The 20,502-nt window shown below is 50.7% G+C and carries 13 protein-coding genes and 3 pseudogenes; 10 read left to right on the top strand and 6 right to left on the bottom strand.

Going from position 1 to position 20,502, the window contains the following annotated elements:
• Nucleotides 1–59: 59 nt before the first annotated feature.
• A complete protein-coding gene (locus GHN92_RS24135; protein ID WP_256666440.1) occupies nt 60–182 on the bottom strand; it encodes a hypothetical protein in 123 nt (40 codons plus the stop codon).
• A gap of 550 nt (nt 183–732) precedes the next feature.
• On the opposite strand from GHN92_RS24135, the pseudogene GHN92_RS06840 reads away from it, so the two are divergent.
• The 6 genes and pseudogenes from GHN92_RS06840 to GHN92_RS06815 all read left to right on the top strand — a co-directional run.
• A pseudogene (locus GHN92_RS06840) lies at nt 733–1,315 on the top strand (deoxyguanosinetriphosphate triphosphohydrolase); the annotation flags it as partial.
• 266 nt (nt 1,316–1,581) lie between these two features.
• The gene (locus GHN92_RS06835) at nt 1,582–2,208 is read left to right on the top strand and encodes a response regulator transcription factor (protein WP_095002233.1); all 627 of its coding nucleotides are present in this window, start codon (nt 1,582–1,584) and stop codon (nt 2,206–2,208) included.
• An 8-nt stretch (nt 2,209–2,216) separates the two neighbouring features.
• Nucleotides 2,217–4,430, top strand: a pseudogene (locus tag GHN92_RS06830) (transporter substrate-binding domain-containing protein); the annotation flags it as partial.
• 103 nt (nt 4,431–4,533) lie between these two features.
• Nucleotides 4,534–4,728, top strand: coding sequence for a hypothetical protein (locus tag GHN92_RS06825; protein ID WP_153379739.1), 195 nt, complete (start codon nt 4,534–4,536; stop codon nt 4,726–4,728).
• A 145-nt stretch (nt 4,729–4,873) separates the two neighbouring features.
• Nucleotides 4,874–5,116 carry a hypothetical protein gene (locus GHN92_RS06820; protein ID WP_078473475.1) on the top strand — a complete coding sequence of 81 codons (243 nt, stop codon included), beginning with the start codon at nt 4,874–4,876 and terminating at the stop codon, nt 5,114–5,116.
• 347 nt (nt 5,117–5,463) lie between these two features.
• Nucleotides 5,464–5,781 (top strand): hypothetical protein, encoded by a 318-nt coding sequence (locus tag GHN92_RS06815; RefSeq protein WP_153379737.1) that lies wholly within the window; start codon nt 5,464–5,466, stop codon nt 5,779–5,781.
• A gap of 103 nt (nt 5,782–5,884) precedes the next feature.
• On the opposite strand, the gene GHN92_RS06810 is transcribed toward GHN92_RS06815, so the two are convergent.
• Nucleotides 5,885–6,898 (bottom strand): replication initiation protein, encoded by a 1,014-nt coding sequence (locus tag GHN92_RS06810; protein ID WP_153379735.1) that lies wholly within the window; start codon nt 6,896–6,898, stop codon nt 5,885–5,887.
• A gap of 505 nt (nt 6,899–7,403) precedes the next feature.
• Here GHN92_RS06810 and GHN92_RS06805 point away from each other — a divergent pair.
• A complete protein-coding gene (locus GHN92_RS06805) occupies nt 7,404–8,402 on the top strand; it encodes a hypothetical protein (RefSeq protein WP_153379733.1) in 999 nt (332 codons plus the stop codon).
• A 62-nt stretch (nt 8,403–8,464) separates the two neighbouring features.
• Here the strand turns inward: GHN92_RS06805 and GHN92_RS06800 are convergent, their stop codons facing one another.
• Both GHN92_RS06800 and GHN92_RS06795 read right to left on the bottom strand, forming a co-directional pair.
• Complete coding sequence (locus GHN92_RS06800) at nt 8,465–10,066, bottom strand: hypothetical protein (RefSeq protein WP_153379731.1); 1,602 nt, start codon at nt 10,064–10,066, stop codon at nt 8,465–8,467.
• Nucleotides 10,067–10,389: 323 nt separating this feature from the next.
• Entirely contained in the window at nt 10,390–11,985 is a 1,596-nt protein-coding gene (locus GHN92_RS06795) for a recombinase family protein (RefSeq protein WP_057384460.1), read from the bottom strand.
• A gap of 44 nt (nt 11,986–12,029) precedes the next feature.
• Here GHN92_RS06795 and GHN92_RS06790 point away from each other — a divergent pair.
• Together GHN92_RS06790 and GHN92_RS06785 are read left to right on the top strand one after the other, a co-directional pair.
• A pseudogene (locus tag GHN92_RS06790) lies at nt 12,030–13,469 on the top strand (ATP-binding protein); the annotation flags it as partial.
• 79 nt (nt 13,470–13,548) lie between these two features.
• Complete coding sequence (locus tag GHN92_RS06785; protein WP_153379728.1) at nt 13,549–16,503, top strand: HD domain-containing phosphohydrolase; 2,955 nt, start codon at nt 13,549–13,551, stop codon at nt 16,501–16,503.
• Between the two features lie 6 nt (nt 16,504–16,509).
• Here the strand turns inward: GHN92_RS06785 and GHN92_RS06780 are convergent, their stop codons facing one another.
• Nucleotides 16,510–16,992: a GAF domain-containing protein gene (locus GHN92_RS06780; RefSeq protein ID WP_095002236.1), complete on the bottom strand. Its 483-nt coding sequence runs from the start codon at nt 16,990–16,992 to the stop codon at nt 16,510–16,512.
• Complete coding sequence (locus tag GHN92_RS06775) at nt 16,985–17,878, bottom strand: ATP-binding protein (RefSeq protein WP_095002237.1); 894 nt, start codon at nt 17,876–17,878, stop codon at nt 16,985–16,987. Before GHN92_RS06775 ends, GHN92_RS06780 begins: the two co-directional genes overlap by 8 nt.
• 177 nt (nt 17,879–18,055) lie before the next feature.
• Between GHN92_RS06775 and GHN92_RS06770 the strand changes: the two genes are divergently transcribed.
• The gene (locus tag GHN92_RS06770; protein ID WP_133144891.1) at nt 18,056–20,404 is read left to right on the top strand and encodes a response regulator; all 2,349 of its coding nucleotides are present in this window, start codon (nt 18,056–18,058) and stop codon (nt 20,402–20,404) included.
• Nucleotides 20,405–20,502 lie beyond the last annotated feature (98 nt).

Here is a 20,502-nt window from a genome sequence, read left to right as displayed (position 1 = left end):
CGCTGAGTTCGGAATAGGACATAGGGGCAGCACCGTACCGGAAAGGTCAGGTGTTGCACTCAGTTTTCGCGGCCGCCAAGTTCTACTCGCTCAAAGGTTTCTGCTGATGCTGCAAACGACGAAACCGCAATCAACGACGCAAATACAACACTTATAATTTTATCCATTTTTTCCTTTTCCATTTAATAGATTGCATAAACCAATCAACGCTAGAACGGACAAATCCTATCACAAAACGACTGATTGTAAAATGCCACTACCCCCTACACAAAAATAAATTCACAACCTGCTAATAACTTCTCCACTGCTATACCTGACAGACAACCAGCAACAGGAAATTTAACAACCCCTTACAGCTAGCATCCCCCCCTGACTAAAGTACAGATTACAAACACCCCAGCTCACTCGACAAGCTATAACAGTTAGAGAAAAATCACGACTTATAAACACCCCCCTAACAGCCCAACCTGACTAAACAAAAGGAACTGGGTATTTTGCCGCCTATAGCCAGTCAACAGGAAGTAAATAGAGTTCACCGCACATAAAAAACACTTATTACTTAAGGAAAACCTTACATAAACCAACCCACCAAACACATATATACTCTAAACCTGAAGACCCTCAACGGCAGATCATGGCCTCTTCAAAATATCCAAAACTGCAATGATGTAACTAGCCTTGTCCATTTATCACCAAGAGAGGTTCCCAAACGCAAACGCAGCTTCTCCATGTGTCGAGTCCCTGCTGCTGAACCTGGTGGGCGATGATTTGCCTGAAACTTTTCGCCTGCTTGGCCCCAACGACTCACGACGGCGAAAACGGGCAATACTGCGCGGCAAGGCCATCGAACATCTGACCAACGCCGCTGCCCGGGCTTTTGTCGAACAACAGCAAGCACTGCTGGCACCAGGGGATCTGGTCGAGCATATGCACGGCACGGCCACCTTGCGTGCTGGACAACAAAGACATGGCACGCAAAAAAATCTTCCAGGACAAATGCAAGACCTTGCATGAAATGGATGCCTATACGTCCCTGGAAATCCTCCTCAATGCATTCTGTGGCGCCGCGCTTTCGCAGCATTGCGGTCGTACCCCATCGTTCAAAAACCGTCGAATCCTCGATTTGCTGGGCAACAATGCTCCCGACCCACAGTGGCCATTACATCGATCGTTTATGCGCATCAACGACTTTATTGCCGGCATGACCGACAGTTATGCCACTGAAATGGCCAGAGCAATGACAGGTCACTCCACCCCCCGCCTGACAACCGCTGCCCTCCCCTGCCAAACAGGGAGGGCACGCAGCTCCACTTGATCAAACACTATGTTTACCACATGAAGTAGCAAGTAAGACTTTTCCATACACAAGAAAGAAATATACTCGCGCGCCCAGCGTTAAACTCAAAAAATCTTTAAACGCGCATTTAAATACGCCTCTCCCCTTGTGTATTTAGTGAGCCATCGCCTTATTTTGCGTAGGATAATTCCCATACTACGTTTGTAGGCTCCCCGGTTCCTGCCCCAGCTCTTACATCTGAGCTAAGGTCGCGCTTTCTATTCAGCACCTTATGGGGAATCAATATGAACACCGTATTTATTGTCGACGACCATCCTGTAATCCGGCTCGCAATTCGCATGTTGTTAGAACATGAAGGTTATGAAATAGTCGGAGAAACCGACAATGGAGTAGACGCCATGCAGATGATCCGCGAGTGCACTCCTGATCTGGTAATTCTTGATATCAGCATCCCCAAACTCGATGGCCTGGAAGTGCTGTCACGCTTCAGCTCAATAAGCCCAGCCCTCAAGACGCTGGTTCTCACATCGCAGTCACCGACACTTTTCGCCATGCGCTGCATGCAATCCGGTGCAGCCGGGTATGTGTGCAAACAAGAAGAGCTGAGTGAGCTTACCAGTGCAATAAAAGCGGTATTTTCTGGCTACAACTATTTTCCAAGCCAGGCATTGACTTCTGAAACAAACGATCACAACAACTCATCTGAAATCGAGTTATTCAAACTTGTCAACGACAGGGAACTTATGGTTCTGAAGCTGTTCGCACAAGGCAAAACAAACAAGGACATTGCAGCCGGCATGTTTTTAAGCAACAAAACCGTGAGCACTTACAAAAAGCGCCTCATGCAAAAACTGAAAGCCCATTCGCTGGTGGAACTTATCGAGCTGGCAAAACGTAATGGTCTTGTATGAAAAACAGGATGCCCGCACGATTAATCAAGTACCTGTCACTTTTTGCGGGGTTAGTTCTGTGCGTGCCCGTGCTGGCCGCCCCGGTCCGCAGTGAACCCCTTACGTTGCTCAGCCGCTCGAGTTCCGGCCACATTGAAGTCCCCCTGGACAACACTCAACGATACTGGCTGCAAAATAAGCGCGAACTCGTGATCGGCACCTCTGCTGCCGACTATCCACCGTTCGACATGACCGATAGCGGTCGGGACTACGAAGGCCTCACCGCAGATTACGCCGGCCTTCTGCGCAAAGCCCTCAAGCTGTCGATCAGGATCCAGCGCTTTGCCTCCAGAGAAGCAGCCATCAAGGCACTCGAGGACGGCCAGATTGACCTGCTGGGTACTTCCAACGGCTTTGAGGCCGCGAACCAGCACCTTGTACTTTCCATTCCCTATGCCATCGACCAACCCGTACTGGTGACCCGAGAGGGAGAAACACGCTCACTCTCCCAAGGCCTCGCCGGTTTGCGCTTGAGTATGGTGTACCACTATCTGCCCCAGGAGGAAGTAAAGGCGCTTTATCCCCAGGCAATCATCCAGTCTTATCCGTCCTATCAAAATGCCATTAATGCCGTGGCTTTCGATCAGGCGGATATTTTTCTGGGGGACACTGTGTCGACCCATTACATGATCAACAAGGGGTACCTGAAAAACATCAAGATGGCCAATTTTGGCAAACACGAAGCCCATGGATTCAGCTTTGCAGTGCGTCGGGACAACTCGCCCCTGCTAGGCATCATCAACGCCACACTCAAGGCCGTACCCAACAGTGAACAAGAAAGCATTGCCAAACGCTGGAGCGCTGGCAGTGACATTCTACTGTCCGATCAGAAGCTGCAGCTTACTCAGCGAGAAGCCCGTTGGCTGCTCAAGCATCCTGTGGTCAACGTAGTGGTCAACGAAACCATGGCACCCCTGACATTTTTTGATGCCAGCGGGGATTTCCGAGGCATTACTGCCGACCTGCTGGAGATGATCCGTCTGCGCACGGGGCTGCGCTTCGAAATACAACGCGCGAACAGCCTCGACACCATGACCCGAATGATCAGTCGGCACGAAACCGACATTATCTCGGCCATCAATCCTTCAGCCTCACGAGAAAGCGCCCTCAGTTTCACCCGTCCCTATCTGGTGAACTCCTTTGTCCTGCTTACGGCAAAAGGTGATGGGCAACCTGCGAGCCTTGAACAACTTGCGGGTAAAAAACTGGCCTTGACCCGAGGCAATCCCCTGACCGATTACCTGCGCAGTCAATACCCGCAGATAACACTGGTAGAAACCGGGGATATCTATCGCGCCACAGAACTGCTGGCCGAAGAGAAAGTGCAAGGTGCAGTCAGTACGCTGGTCATCGCCAACTACCTGCTGGCCTCGGGGTTGTTTCAGGACCGGTTACAAATCAGTGCCACCATCGGCACCCAACCCGCCATGTTTTCCCTCGCCACTGCCCGGGATGCCAGCGAGTTGTCCTCAATCCTCAACAAGGCGTTGTTGAGTATCGCGCCTGATGAGCTGGGCATTATCAACAGCCGCTGGCGGGGCTATGTGCCGGCATCTGATAGTTACTGGCACAATTACCATCGCCTGTTCTACCAGTTCATCATTGGCACCAGCCTTTTACTGTTGCTGTCCCTGATCTGGAATGCCTATATGCGGCGCCAGATCCGGCAACGAAAATCGGCCGAACGTGCACTCAGCGATCAGTTCGAGTTCATGCGTGCGCTCGTCAACGGTACGCCTCATCCTATTTATGTGCGTGATCGCGAAGGTGTTCTGAAAACCTGCAATGACAGCTACTTGAATGCCTTTTCAGCCAGGCGCGAAGAAGTCATCGGCAAGACCGTGATGCAAACCTGCGACCTCCTGAGCAACGAATGTGAAGCCCGTGATTATCAGGCCGACTACCTGCGTGTCATGCGTGAAGGTACTCCGCTGGTGACTGATCGCCCGCTGAGAATCGGCGAAAAAACGCTCACTATCTATCACTGGATTCTTCCCTATCGGGACTCCCTGGGCGAAGTACAGGGCATCATCGGTGGCTGGATTGATATCAGTGAACGTCATCAGCTACTGGATGAGCTGCGTACGGCCAAGGAGCTGGCAGATGATGCCAACCGGGCCAAAAGCACCTTCCTGGCAACCATGAGCCATGAAATCCGTACACCGATGAACGCAATGAGTGGATGATTTTGTATAAAAAGGTGAGTGATTATGACATAAAATATTTTTAGAGGCTTGAAAAAACACAATCCAAGTGCTAAGAATAAGTGTCATGGGGAATTTAATCATGGAAAAATCTGAACTATCACCCGCCTTTACTGCTTGGGTAGCAGAGCATTTAAATGATTTTCCGTTGACCGAAGAAAAATATGACCAAGCAATGTTCATGGCGGAGAAGCTCGAGTTTGAAGGGCAAGTCAACCATAGTGAATGGTTGGAAATGGTAAGGCGGGCAAACACTGCGCTTCTGCGATGCACCTAATTGGAGCATGGGTTTGTGATGATGGGAATCATTTTGTATCAATATTGATACTGTCGTGACGCTTTCGATGTTTTTTGAACATCCTCTGAAAATTTTGAAATTAGGTGCTAACGTAAGGTGAGAACGTAAACACGGAGCTAATCACATGGACAAGGAATTCGTCTACAACCCTGAAACTCCCTGCATTGTCCTGCGCAACGGCGAAGACGTGGGCGCTCTGGTCGCTGGCAGGCTCTACCGTTTTGACTGTGGTCTAAAAGGGTGTCCTGATACTTGCATTCTGGTCGATGATTTGCTTTTTGAGTTTGGCGAGAGAGTTGGTCATTTAGAGGGAAATAAGATTGTAATTGAAGCAAGCCAAGAGACCCTTGAATTAATAGAGTCTTGATTGGCGTCTTCTATTTTTCAGAAATTTTATGTGTTTGTTGTGAAAAGCCCCTGCCAAGTTGCGCCCCCCTACGGGGCTATTATCCTTGATATAGTAAAAGTCTAACTTTAGTGCCAAATTGATATTTCGCCACTTAAATTAGTCCTTGGCTTTTCTTTCTATAATATTTTCCGAAATTTGTCTGTGAGTTGGGGAAAAGCCTCCGCCAAGATACTCCCCTACGGGGCTATTATCCCTGATATAGTAAAAGTGCAACTTTTGTCCGCACCACTCTGCCTGCCAGAGCAAGCATTTGACAAGTTTCAATTCAAGGTCTACTTTTATAATGATAATGGGAGCGCATTGCTATGGATAAAGCAAATGATTACGAAGGCGCAGTAGTTCAGCTCAATAATTCCATTCACGAGTTGGAAAGTGTCATTCTAACTGATCGGTTTGAAGGAGTGAAAATTTTAGAGTTTTTTCTTTCCTTCAACCCGGCAATATTTAATCAAGATGATTTGAGCCTTAAAATGGATGCGTGGAGGCCGTTGAATGCGCATTGCAAGGCACATGCTCGCCTGATTGTTGAGCAAAGTATATCTTTTGACATTCCTATCTGGAAAACCTACAAGGAAAAAATTCAAAAGATAATAGACCGTCGTAGAGAGATATTTGGAGTTTGAGCGAGAATATTGGATTAGGAAGGGAAAACCCCTGCCAAGAAACTCCCCTACTGGGCTATTATCCCTGATATAGTTAAATTCCAACTTTAGTGCCAAATTCAAATTAATCTGCCTCAATGAGTCCTTGGCTTTTCCTTCTGTAATACGTTCTTCTACTAATATTGAGCTTTTCCCAAGGCTTATCTCTGGATTCATTTTTATGCTCCGGCGCTACATCATTGGCCTTTCTATAATAGAAAGTCGAGGATGGAATACCTTCCGTCTCCCAAGGTTTCTCCCCTGTGTAAATCACGTTCCCTTTGCTTTTGGCTCTTGATTGCTTAGCTCGCTCGCTTTTCAGTTCGTTGAGCCTTTCAATCGAGAAGTGCTGGGTGATAAAACGATATACGCTGTCTGCGATGGTTCTAACCTCGTTCATGCCCAATGGGCATTCGAATGTATTGGACAGCATCGCTTGGTCAAGGATCTCTGCACGCAACTCCACCTGGTGGAACCTGTGCCAATTTGAATAGGCCCATAAGCGTAGCGTTTCGAACAAGGTGCAGTTTCTTCCTGATGCGAATCCATCCTCTACGTTCTTCTTTTTCTTCGCCTCCCTCTGCTGCCTAACAAGGTCTTTATCTACAAATTCATTAAGATAATCTAAGTCATATGGCTCATCTTGGAATGAAAAAACTTTAAATACCGATGAATTGAAAGGGTTCTTCGTTAAGAGTCCATTGTAGTTCATATCTGCGCCGATTCTCACAGCAAGCCCATGCTCAACATCCGAGCAATATTTAATAGGCTTTAAAAGCCCTCTAACGTCTGTTTTAACAGAGGTATTGAGGATGTATGTCAGGTGAGAGCGACCATTGTCTAAATTTCTGACTATCAAGTGCGGGGCTGGCAATCCTTTATCCGACCAGTCTAATACACTCATTTCACTATCCAAATCAAATATCATAAAATATTGGTGAGTGAGCGAGTTAGGTTGAAGGTAAATGGATTTTATAGCTGAACTTATTGGCCCAACTTGCTTGCCAAATGAGTAATTGTTTGTATGGTAAGGCTTTTTTGGAAGTTTCGACTTGTAGGTTTCAAGCGTGTTTTCGAGTTTTAATTGAGTGCTGCGCATTTTCTCCTCTGTTATTTTAAATTATCAGGAGAAAATTTAGAGGCTGGCTCTTGCTACATCAACTTTAAATGGTATATTGAATATACAAAGTGTTGAACGTAGAAATTGTTAAGGTTGGTCGCCCCCGGAATTTCTACTCCTTTATAAGCAAGATAACATTTACCCCTTAAAGTGCAAATTTTAAGGGGTTTTGTATTTATGGCTTAGGCAAAAAAATACTACCTAAGCAATGAGCGTGGATTGTAGTGTTATAATTAATTTAAATACTATAAAAAACGAAATGAATAAAAGAAAAATATTTCTAGGGTTGGCGTTAATTCTGTTGTCGTCCATGTCAGTATCTTCACATGCGGCGGGTGGACCATTTTTTAAAACAGAACCTTGTCCAGCTGGACAGTCAGGAAGGATATCTTATAGGAACGACTCTACCTCAACTCCGAGTGCTGGAGTATGGAGAGAAACAAGCAGAAATTGTGTAAATAATCGTCCGACTGTTGTGAGGACTATGACAGAAACTCAGAACATGGCTTGTGCAGTTGGAGAGACTGGATCAATCCAACAGAAACAGACCTATGAGGTTTGGAGCGATGCCACTAAAAGAAATTATTCTGGCTGGGTGAATGTTTCCAGCACTTGCAAGCCTATCCCCTCTGAGACAATCGAAACAAAGGATGGTGTTCAGGAGGAAAGCTGCGATTCTTATTATGGAGTTGCGCAAGGAACCTATTCAGGGACTGTATATAAGCACGGAACTTATACAACGACATACAGCGCTACTGTAAAAGCAACCGATACTAAATTTCAATTTGAGATCACGAACGTAGATTATGAGTCATGCGTCGCACAAATCACTGACGTTATACAAGAGACTAATGAGTTGGCTTGTCCATCTGGGCAAACTGGTAGCATTCAGCGTTATCGAGTTAAAGCAACAAACTCTCAGGGCTTGGAAATTTTCCCATACGGTGAGCAGTGGATTGTGAGCAACAATAACTGTGCGTCAACCCAAACCGACACTCAACCTATCGCCAATGCTGGCGCTGCCCCTGATGGGCTGTTGAGCAACATTTCTGTTACATCGTCCAGCTTGCAAAACGGCGAAGCATTCTCGAATTATCTCAATAGCCTCTCTGCGTCGAATTGGGCGACAAGTGAACGCCACAAGTTGATAGTTACCATAGATGACCTGAGTAGTGGCAAATACAGCGCGAGCAAGGTTGGAGCAGTTATTTCTAAATTCCAATCTGTGGTTGGTGCTGGAAATTCTGATATTGAAATCGCTCTACCAAGGACGATTGATAAATATACCGGTAACGGTGATATAACCGCCAAAGCTGTCAAGGACAAGACAGTGATGATGAAAGACGTTTCTTTTGAAGGGGGAGATGTAATATTGACCTACATACAGCTTGGTAAGAAAACAATAGAAAAGCCTCAGTCAAAGGAAATTGTGATAAATGTAATTCCGAAAAATATTAGTTTAAATGGCGTATTTTCCAATTGATATGCTATCTTGACATTGTCATATTTGAATTTAATTATTTATCGCCACCTCCGGGTGGCTTTTTATGGTCTTATGATTTTTCGCCTTATTTCCTTTGCTGGTGGTATGTCAAGGATCTCATTATTATACAATTCCAACTCGGCGAGTTGAGTATCCACCTGTGCCTCTGCCTTCTTGGTAAAACGACTATCCTCGGACTTATCATTCTCACGAACTCTCTCATAAGCCTTTCTTGCACGCTCCAAGCATTTCTCTTGAATGTCCTTGCGTCGAGCGGCGAAAGTCTCTTCAAGCCAATTGGTAATGCCATCAATCAATTCTGACATATTGCTTCTGAATAATTTCAACTCAGCTTTTATTTTGGAGTGATCTGCTTCTGCTTTGGCTTGGTCAGCACGCATCTTTGAAATAGCCCCTTCATAATTTTCAGCTTTTCTTCGATACGCCTCTGCAAGCTCTCTTTCTTCTATTGTGGCTTGTTCTGCCAGCCTATGACGCTCTATAGCGTTCTCTGCTGCTGCTTCGGCCTTGATACGGTTTTGCTGTGCAAGCTGGGCCTTCTGCTCAGCTTTTGCCTTTCGCTCCTGGGCGAGCGTGTAAAGGTTGAAGGCACGTTCGGATTTTGGCTTTTTAGCTTCTGCGTTGATATATCGAAGCGTCTTCATGTGTCCCTCTGTTTTTTCGTGTTTCTTGGCTCGATATGGTGTTTCCTTCAACAGCGTATTGTTGGTGTAGGCATAGAACATGTCTTGCAAATACCCGAACAGTAACTGTGACTCCAGAAAATCGGGTTTTTCGCCAATAGGATTTGTTCCTGGGCGATACTTTGTCAAATAAGCATTAACCCTCTTTATTTGTGTGTCTCGCAAATCATAGCGCCCAGTCTTGCTGCTTTTAGTGGATATAAAAATATGCGGATGGTCGCTATGCTCCGTCAGGTCGGTATCTTCATCACCATGCAATACGACGAAATGAATAGGATATTCAGGAAAAATAGCTTTGTAAAAATTTCTAATTAGGTCAATTCGCTTCTCTGGGGACAAGCCTTTGACCTCATTCTTTGCTGGGAATTTGAAAAATGCCTCCTGTATTACCGCCTGATTTTTCCTGATTAGCGGTTTAGGTCCACGCTCTATCTCGTTGTGGCATTCGAGAAACTGCCTTGCTGTGTCGAGCTTCTGGCTTTTGCGCTTTATGTCGAACTGATCAAGGTCGGACAAAAGCTGTTCAGTATCTGCAATGCCTGACACGTTCAGGATGTTCTGAAAGGCGAGAATGCTTCCATCATCAGTTTCTTTTTTACTGGCATTTTTCACGGTATTTTTTAACTTGGCACGCAACGCAATAAGTTCTGACCTGTTATCTTCTGCGATGCTCGGGGATTCCGCCTCGGTCGTTATTTTGACAAGAAGTGCTTCTCTCTGTTCTTTTGGATAATCGTTGAGTTTTATCGTGCCCGTTTCTGGAAGCCAAATTAGGTTAAGGTGGGATTGTTCATCGAACCATTCCAGCTTCTTGGGCTGGCTTGCGGGAATACGCAGAGAGTGGCGCAGGCTCTTGAACAATTGACGGCGACCGCCATGTCCATTTGTTGATTTTTTCTTGATCTCGTTTGTATAGTTCAAAGTCTTGAAAATCATCGAAGTTATTTTTTTATCATTCATTTTGTCCTCATCTTGAATATTTTATTGGTGCCGCTTTGCTTTTGCTTCTGCCATTCCGGCGAGGAACCCGTGCTTATTACCGGAAGCGAAGCGTCTTAACGAAGTTAAGTCTGGTAATAAGCCCAACGGGTTAAAAGAAGCCATACTTCAATATTAGCATTTGGATCAATGCTTTTGCTCTTAGCCGGATTTGTCCGGCTTGGCCCTGACTTGTTAGGGCCTGCTTTGGGCTGGATTTGTCCAGCCTGCTTGAATGCTCTTGGGCAAAGCCCTAAAAGGTGCCCAAGCTTGCTTGGGTGCGTTTTTAGGGCTGGATAGCGGTGTCAGAGGTTAACAGTTTTATCAGCAAAATAACCATCTGGGGTCACTTGAATGCGATCAATGTGAATATCACCAAGGTAAAGATCAATGATATAGTGTTTCTTCTTTATTGGCGTGACATTGAGCCTTACGCCCTGACCTTGCAAGAAGTTGTTAACCCTCATTCGACCGTGCTCCGTTAGGAGTAGTTTGTAAATTTCCATCACGTTAATGGTGGATTTACTTGCAAGGTGCAGGGTGCTAATTCTGTGGCTGATTTCCTGTTCTTTGGCTTTGAGCTGGTCGAGTTCTTGGCTCACTTCTTCGATTCTGGTTAGGACGTATTTTTGCGCACTTTCTGACGCCTTTTCCAAAATTGAAAAATTGTTAGCCAATGCTTTTTCTTTTTGGATCAACAATCCTGAAATTTCACCATGGGCTTTTTCCAGTGCTTGAATATCTTCTGTTTTCGCAATAATTCTGTGGAAGGGGATTTTTGCCTGATAAGCCAGAAAAATTTCTTCCAGTCGTGCATAGCGGTATCTAACGCCTTTTCCGGGTTTGGCTGAGGTGCAGCGTCCAGTTAGCGATGCAGAACAGACGAGATCAACATAACCACTTTTCTGAGCGTGGTAGCGAAAACCAGATCCACAAGCGCAATAAACCAATCCTCGGAGAATGTTTTTAAACTCTGCCGCTTTACGGCCAGCCAGTTTCGGATCTTGTCTTTCTTGGAGCTTTACACTGATTCTATGAAATTCGGCTTCTGTGATGACAGCAGGGTAATAGCCTTTAATTTCTTTCTTCAACTGCACCGGCTTGCCTGATTCGTCCCATTCCATAGCGATAAATGAACCATAGATTGCTGGTTGGCGTAAAAATTTACCAACGATGCTTTCTGTGTATTTTTTCGGATGGATCTCGTCGTTCAGCGTTTTTGCAATTGCTTGAAATCCCATGTCAAAGCAAAGTTCAACGGCTCGGCTGATGGCCTGAGCGTGTTCATTTAGGACAAATTTCCCATCTGTGAAGCTGATCCAGAAAGGGCAGCGTTTGGTTATGATCCCGCCATTTTCGCCTTTCAATAAATTTCTTGCTTTCGCGTCCGATACTCGTTCTGATTTTGAACGGCTCTCATCATTAGCCCGTTCCAGAATGTTCTGGATTAGGCTGATGTCAGCGCTGCTGTCTGTTTTACGGCGAGAGTAGAGACGATTATCAAAAAGCGTATAAATGGCGCAGTCCGCTTGGATTATGGAGATTATGAGTTCAAGGGCATCGTATCCGCCCATACGGCTGATCCGGTCGAAGGATTCCACCAGCAATAGGGCATTGGGGAGAATCTCCTTTGCTTTGATTCGCTCAACAAATAGGGCCAATTGCCCGGATTTCAGGTTTTTGCCCTTGAAGGCAGAGACGCCGAGGTCTTCATAGCGCTCGACCTGTCGAGCCTGTGGGTAGTGCTCGAAAAAGCGGTTCAGTTGATCAATCTGCCTCATCTCACTGAATCCAAGCTTTTGGGCCTTGGATGAAAAGCGGATGTAGCTGTATACGTTGATCCTGTCGTTGCCCTGAAAGACCTCTGCAAAGGCTCTGGGCAGTGGGTGTGCGCTGGTCATGGATGCTCTCAACCCTTGTCGATGTGGGATGGTAGCATTTTCTACTAAATCAACCTGTCATTGCAGTGATCGGTTTGCTTGAACTGACGCTCAAGCGCGCCGACCATGGGCATCTCGACCGCCCGTCCATTGAAGTTGCTTATAACTCGGCCAAAGACCTGCTGGAGCTGATAGGCGATATTCTTGATATTGCCCGTATAGAGTCCGGCCGCCTGAACCTGTCCCCGGAACGCGTCAATCTGCACCAACTGGCACACTCCGTGATGCGGATTTTTGATGGCCTGGCGCGGCAAAAAAACCTCACGCTCGACCTGCGTTTCGATGCAACAGACGATCTACCCGACGTACTGATCGATCCGCTTCGTCTCAAGCAAATCCTGACCAACCTGATCAGCAATGCGATCAAGTTCACCCAACAAGGCCGGGTGACGCTTGAAATCAACTTGCTGCCAGCCGGCACCCCTGAGCGGACTGAACTGCACTTGAGCGTCAAAGACACTGGCATCGGCATCAGCGAGCGTGATCAGGCACGCCTGTTTGAGCCCTTCGCCCAGGCACAGAACAGCGGGCAACTGGCGCTCAATGGTGCCGGTCTTGGCCTTGTCATCTGCCGTAGCCTGTGCGAAATGATGGGCGGCACCCTGGTACTGAGCAGCCAGGAAAGTGCAGGTACCCAGGTTCAGATAAAACTTGAAGTGCCGACCCTGACGCCGTCCCAGTGCACCCCCGCACAAGAACCCTCAATCAACCCTGCCGCTCATCCGCTTAACGTACTGGTGGTGGATGATCACCCGGCCAACCGCTTGCTGATGTGCCAGCAACTTGGATTTTTAGGGCACAGGTTTACCACCGAGCACGACGGCGCCGCAGGTTTGAAAACCTGGAAGACAGGAAAATTCGACCTGGTCATTGCAGACTGCAACATGCCTGTCCTGAATGGCTATGAGCTGACTCGAGCCATACGCAAGCATGAGCTGGCCTCCAGCCAACGGCCATGTACCGTGCTGGGGTTTACTGCAAATGCCCAACCGGAAGAGCGGCAACGCTGCAAGCAGGCAGGAATGGACGACTGCCTGTTCAAACCCATCAGCCTGACCCTGTTGAGTCAACGACTGGCCATGCTTGAGCCGCTATTCCACTGCCCGGAAGTCTTCAACGCCGACGCTCTCAGCCCGCTTACAGGAGGCGACAAGGAACGAACAAGACTCTTGCTGGAAGAACTGCTCCGCAGCAACTGCCAGGATCTCAAGACGCTGCTTGAGTTACCTGACAACGGCGAATTGCAGGCGTTTGTCGAAATTGCCCACAGGATAAAAGGCGCTGCCCGCATCGTGGGCGCCCAAAGCCTGATCAACAACTGCGAGGCACTGGAGCAAGCCACGCCCGCTAACCTTGTGCAGGCCCGCGAGCAAGTGCAGGTCTCCATGCGTGCACTGGGACAGGCGCTGGCCCTGCAACTTGAATCGTTGACGAAGCACACCTGAGCGCCAATCAAAGGCAGGTTGGCGCGGTTTTACTATGCTGATAGATACCAGCACGCCTACATCAGCGGAGAATCAGCCCATGCGCAACAGTGCGCTCTCCCATCGGCGCCAGTACCCGCTGCATGCTCACATAAGTGCGATGTTTACATTTTTGTTGCTATTGCTGGGCGTTGTACTGGGCGTATTCAATTACCAGCCAACCACCCGCATCATTCTCGACAGCAGCCAAAAGTTGTTCAGCTACATAGAACAGGATGTTCAGGATGACCTGCTGGATGCCTATCAACCCATACGGCATGCGCTCAACCTGCTAATTCTTGATTCTGCGGCCACAACCGACCAGGTCGAGCTTCGAACAGGCCTGCTGCAGCCCTTTGTACAAGCACTCGAAGACAACCACACACTGTCAGCTCTATACCTGGGCGATGACAACGGCAACTTTTTCCTGGTCCGGCCTTTACGCAATCAAGAGATCCGGCGCCAGTTAAAAGCCCCACCCCAAGCTAGCTTCGAAGTATGGTCGATAACACGTGCAGCCCGGCAAGGCACGGTTAATTCAAAAAAACTGTATCTGGATGCAAATCTGAAACAGCTCGAACAGCGCAACATCCCCAATGAGCTCTATGACCCCCGCGTTCGCAGCTGGTTTATTGCGCAGGATGCCGACAAAAATCAGACCACCACCAGCCCCTACCTGTTTTTTACCACCCACGAAGTTGGTACTACACTCGCCAAACGCAGTACTGCCAATACGGTGATGGGTGCCGATGTAACGCTGTCTCAACTGTCCGCCACCCTGGCCGACCATCAAACAACGCCTGGTACACAGATTGTTCTGTTCGGCGATGATGGCCGGGCCATCGCTTACCCGGACTTCAACAAATTATTGAACGCCATGGACCCCACCAAACTGCCCAAAGTCTCGGAGCTGAATCCGGCCCTTGGACTGCTGATCAATCAAGGGGCAGATGCTCAGCAGCGCCTGGACGACGGCCAGCGCCAATGGATCGTTTCGCGGTTCAAGGTGGACGATGGCAGTGCCAATGGCTTGCAATTGGCAATGATGGTCCCGCAAGACGAGCTGTTGGCCGATGCCTATCAGTTGCGCTGGCAAGGGGCCCTGGTGACATTGGGCGCCCTGGTGCTGTGCCTGCCCATGGGGTGGGTGACCTCCAGGTTGCTGGTGAGGCCCTTGCGCGAATTGGTGCGTGAAGCCGATGCGGTTCGACGGTTCGATTTCAACTATCCATTCACACGACAATCGCCCGTGCTCGAAATCGATCAGATGCAGGCATCCATGGGTCGCATGAAAGAAACCCTCGCCAGCTTTTTTGAAATCACCTCCAGCCTCTCGGCCCATACCCGATTTGAACCCTTGCTGCAGTCCGTACTGTTCGAGACTCTCAAGATTGCTCAGGCAGAGGCCGGGCTGATCTACCTGACAAAAAACGACAGTACTCAACTGGAGTTAAAAGGCCTGATCATCAACGGCCAGCCCCAGGATCTGGCAACCCAGCCCGCGCCCGTGCTAAACCCTGACGACAGCCAGAGCCCCGAGTGGTTGCGGGCGCTTTTCGAAGGTCATGACAGTGTCGCCCGCTCACTCACCCTTGAACAGGCGGGTGAGTTGCAGTCTGTGATGGATGAACTGGGCAGCCAGAGTGTCCACCTGATCGGCATTCGCCTGCACAACCGCCAGGGCGAAACGGTGGGTATTCTTGTGCTGGTATTGAACGACAGTGGTTCGACTGACGATCAGGACCACTTGCGGGCCGACCGGATTGCCTTTATCCAGGCGGTGTCCGGTACGGCTGCCGTTGCTATTGAAAGCCAGCGCCTGCAGGCTCGGCAGAAACAGTTGCTGGATGCATTGATCCAATTGCTGGCGGGGGCTATCGACGCCAAAAGCCCGTACACCGCCAGCCATTGCCAACGGGTTCCAATCCTGACATTGATGCTGGCCCAGGCGGCGGCTACGAGCCGGCAGCCACCCTTTGAGCAGTACGCTCCCACGGATGAGCAATGGGAGGCGCTGCGTATCGCCGCCTGGCTGCACGACTGCGGCAAAGTCACAACACCGGAATATGTAGTCGACAAGGCCACCAAGCTGGAAACCCTGTACGACCGCATTCACGAAATCCGCACCCGCTTTGAAGTGCTCAAGCGCGATGCCTGGGTCAATTACTGGCAGGCACGAGCCCTGGGTGGCGACGATCAACAGCTGGCGCACCTGCGAGATGCCTGCCTGCTTGAGCTGGATGATGACTTCGCTTTTGTCGCCCAGTGCAATCTGGGCGGGGAAGCCATGATGGAGGCAGACCTGCAGCGTTTGAACGCCATTGCGCGCCGCACCTGGACCCGCACGCTGGATGATCGCCTTGGCGTATCCTGGGAAGAAAACAAACGCCAGTCCACCCGCCAGGAGCAAGCCTTGCCGGTGACCGAGTCGCTGCTGGCCGACAAGCCCGAGCACCTGTTCACTCGCCCCGAGGCCGACCTGATTGACCCCGAAAACCCCTGGGGCTTCAAACTCGAAGTACCACCCTACAAATTCAACCGTGGCGAGCTGTACAACCTCAGTACCCGGCGCGGCACCTTGACCCGCGAAGAGCGCTACATCATCAATAACCACATCGTGCAAACCATCCTGATGCTCAGCAGCCTGCCGCTACCTGCCTACCTGAGCAACATTGCCGAAATTGCCGGGGGGCATCACGAAAAAATGGATGGCAGCGGTTATCCAAAACGCCTGAAACGCGAGGAAATGAGCCTGGAGGCACGGATGATGGCAATTGCCGATATTTTCGAGGCATTGACCGCGTCGGATCGCCCCTATAAACGCAGCAAAACCTTGAGTGAGGCGCTGAACATCATGGCCGCCATGTGCCATGACGCCCATATTGATCCGCAACTGTTCGCGCTGTTCATGCACGAACAGATTTACCTGCAATACGCCCGGCAGTTTCTTGACCCTCAACAAATCGATACGGTCGATATCGATGCGCTGATGCTCAAGGCCGGGCTGAAAAACTGATGCGGATCAGCACTCGCTCAAGCGCAAAAAGATGGCCGCCAGCGCTTCAATGCCCAACTGATCCTGCTCGCTGAAGCGCCCGATGCTCGGGCTGTCCAGATCCAGCACGCCGATCAGGCGACCATCCTTGATCAACGGCACGACCAACTCACTGTTGGAGGCACTGTCGCAAGCGATGTGCCCGGCAAATGCATGCACGTCTTCAACTCGCTGCGTTTGCCGGCTCGCCGCTGCAGCCCCGCAGACGCCACGCCCAAACGGGATACGAACACAGGCAATTTGCCCCTGAAACGGGCCCAGTACCAGCTCCTCATTACGATTGAGGTAAAACCCGGCCCAGTTCAGATCATCGAGCTGGTGATACAAAAACGCCGAGAACTGTGCAGCGTTGGCAATAAAGTCACGCTCATCTGCCAACAACGACTCCAACTGAGCCTGCAACAGGCCATAGCCGTTCAGGCCTGCACCTGTGGCGTTCAAATCAATCATTCACTTGCTCCAACAATTTCAAACCCACCCAATAACGCGCGAACTGATAGGCACAACGGCCGTTGCGGTTGCCACGCCCGGTTGCCCAGCGCACCGCCAGAATATCCAGTGCCTCGTCGCGCTGCCACTGCAAACCGGCTTTGGTGGCCAATACATCGATCCAGTGCTCAACCACGCTCAGGAAATGGTCCTGGGTGAACGGATAAAACGACAGCCACAGGCCGAAGCGATCAGACAAGGCGATCTTGTCTTCCACAGCTTCATTGGGATGCAACTCACCGTCGACATTCTTCCAGTTCTCGTTATCGCTTTCCTTTTCGGGCACCAGATGACGGCGGTTCGACGTGGCGTAAAGCAGGACGTTATCCGGCGCTTGCTCAAGGGAACCATCGAGCACGCTTTTGAGCACCCGGTAATCGCTTTCACCCGCCTCAAATGACAAGTCATCGCAAAACAGCACAAAGCGCTGGGGCAAACCTTGCAATTGCTCGACCACCCGCGGCAGGTCGGCCAGATGGTCACGCTCGATCTCGATCAGGCGCAGGCCCGCATTGCCATACTCGGCAAGCAGTGCGCGGATGATCGAAGACTTGCCAGTACCGCGCGAACCCCAAAGCAGAGCGTGGTTGGCCGGCAAACCATCAAGGAACTGTTTGGTATTGCGACCCAGCTGATCCCGCTGGTTATCGACGCCGATCAGGTCCGAAAGGCGCATATCAAGGCTGACTTGCAATGGCATCAGGTAACCCGAACGCCCCTCCCGCTGCCAACGGGCCGCCAGGCATTGATGCCATTCGATCGGCTCACGCTGAGCAGGCAGCAAGGGTTCAAGACGTGCGAGGACCGCTTCGGCCCGTTGCAGAAAGGCATCCAGATTAGAATTCACAACATTTCCTCAGACTGATACACAATGATGGCATATTGATATGACCTACATTCAGCTCAAACCACATTACGACTCACATCGCCAGGTCGCAAATACCGCAGTAATGCCTGCCGGTTGACCCACGAATCGACTACTCTTGCACGCCGCAAGGAAATGGAAACAGGTGCAACCCCCCCAATGGACATAAAAATCACCCACCGCCTGTCTTTCAAGCAAGCCAAACTGACTGTGCTGGTCGGTCTGATATTGGGGACCCTGCTTAGCCTGCTGCAAATCGGCATCGATTATGCCAGTGAAAACGCCGCCATCGATCGCGAAATCCAGTCGCTGCTGGAGATCAGTCACAACCCGGCATCACGCATTGCCTACAACCTTGATTCGGAGCTTGCCCAAGAGCTTTTGCAGGGGCTGGTGCGCTCACCGGCGATCACCGCCGCACAACTGCTCGACAACGACTATCTGGTGCTCTCGGCGGTGCAGGATTTGCCTGAAACCGGCCGTTATCGGGCGCTGAGCGACTCTCTGTTTGGTGCCAACCGCTCATTTGACCAGCGACTGTACTTCAATCACCTCCCCGAACAAAGCATGGGCGTCTTGCACCTTGAGGTGGATACCTACCCCTTCGGCAAGCGGTTTTTGCAGCGGGCGGAAGTCACACTGCTCAGCGGTTTTATTCGCAGCATCGTGCTCACCTTTATTCTTCTGGGCCTGTTTTACGTCATGCTGACCAAGCCGCTGGTGCGAGTGATTCGTGAGATCAGCGATGGCAAGCCCGCAGATCCGGGGCAGTCGAAAGTGCACTGCCCCAGCGGTCACGAAAACGATGAAATTGGCGTACTGGTGAACGCTGCCAATCAGCAGTTCGAGGCCATGGCCCGTGAAATGGAATACCGACGCCGCGCCGAAAACACCCTGACCGAGTACCTGGCACAGCTGGAAACCATTGTTTCTGTGCGCACCCAGGAACTGGAGGCCAGCAACGAACAACTGCGCCACTCCAATGAAGAGCTTGAGGCTGCGCGCACTACTGCCCTGGAAATGGCCCAGGCACGCTCAGCGTTTCTGGCCAATATGAGCCATGAAATACGCACCCCGCTCAATGGTTTGCTCGGGATGCTGGCGCTGTGCCTGGACAGCCCGCTGAATGCCGAGCAACACCAGCAATTGTCGATTGCCCATGACTCCGGCAAGGTTCTGGTCGAGCTGCTCAATGACATTCTCGACCTGTCGAAATTCGACGCGGGCCAACTGGAGCTTGAACATATTGCCTTCGACCTGGGCACGCTGATCGAAGATACCGCCAACCTGCTGTCACAGAACGCCGCACCCAGCGTGGAACTGACCTGCCTGATCGATCCGCAGTTTCCGGCACTGGTCATGGGGGACCCGACCCGGGTTCGACAGATCGTCAGCAATTTGTTGTCCAACGCGCTGAAATTCACCCGATTCGGGCGGGTGGATGTACGGCTCAGCGCGCAAGGCGATCAGGTACGTATCGAGGTTTGCGACACCGGCATCGGCATCGCCCAGGAGGCCCAGGCCAGAATTTTCAGCCCCTTCACTCAGGCAGAGGCCGGCATCACCCGCCAGTATGGTGGCACCGGGCTTGGTCTGACCCTGACCAACAGTCTGTGCGCAGTCATGCACGGACGCCTGACCATCAGCTCGGAAGTCGGTTTTGGCAGCCAGTTCTGCGCCGAACTCCCCCTGCCCTGCCATACCCCCGCCATCCAGCCAAAGCCGTTGTCCGGCCGGGTTATTGTGGTGAGTGCAGCGAGCAGCGGGCTGAGCGAAATGCTTGGCAGTTTTTTGCCCCTGTGGGGGCTGGACTACACACGCTACTCCCAGGACGACTCACTGACCGACACCCATCCACAGTTACTGATTACCGACTGTGCCGAGTGCCTGTTTGGCCTGCGCCCGGCCATCAGTGCGCCGATCCTGCTGGTGACCGCGTATGGCAACTTTATGCCCGGTGACCAGGTCAATGCGCTGGCACCCCTGCAACAAAAAGCCCGGCCCCTGTCGCGTCAGGCACTGTACAAGACCTTGCAACATTTGTTGCTCAAGGACGACAGCGAGGTACAGGGCACTCAAACCGTGAATACTCCTGCGGTACACCGCGCGCGAATCCTGCTGGTCGAAGACAATCCGGTCAACCAGCTGGTGGCCAAGGGCATGTTGAGCAAGCTGGGCTGTGAAGTGGTGGTTGCGAGCCACGGCGGCGAGGCGCTGAGTCGGCTGGAGCAGAAGACCTTTGACCTGGTGTTGATGGACTGCAACATGCCAGTCATGGATGGCTACGAAGCCACACGGCAAATCCGCCATCGCGGGCGCTGGCCCAAGTTGCCCATCGTCGCCCTGACCGCCAATGCCATGCCCGAAGAGCGCGAGCGCTGCCGTTCGGCGGGGATGAACGATTATCTGGCCAAGCCGTTTCGGCGCGAAGAGCTGGCGGCGTTGATTGAGGTATGGGTGCCGCAAAGGCGAGACAGAGACACCAACCGTGTTGCCGCCGACGAGTAGAACGAGGCTGCGATCGAGCGCGAAGCGGTCGCAAAATGATGCACCAGGGTGCACCAGACAGACACGGTTTTCAGGATTTGCGACGGCTGCGCCGCCGA

The sequence above is a fragment of the Pseudomonas sp. FSL R10-2964 genome (genome assembly GCF_009600035.1).
GTDB classification, from domain to species: Bacteria; Pseudomonadota; Gammaproteobacteria; order Pseudomonadales; family Pseudomonadaceae; genus Aquipseudomonas; species Aquipseudomonas bubulae.
The sequence above is the reverse complement of the archived record's forward strand: the minus strand, read 5'-3'. Positions and strand labels throughout refer to the sequence as shown.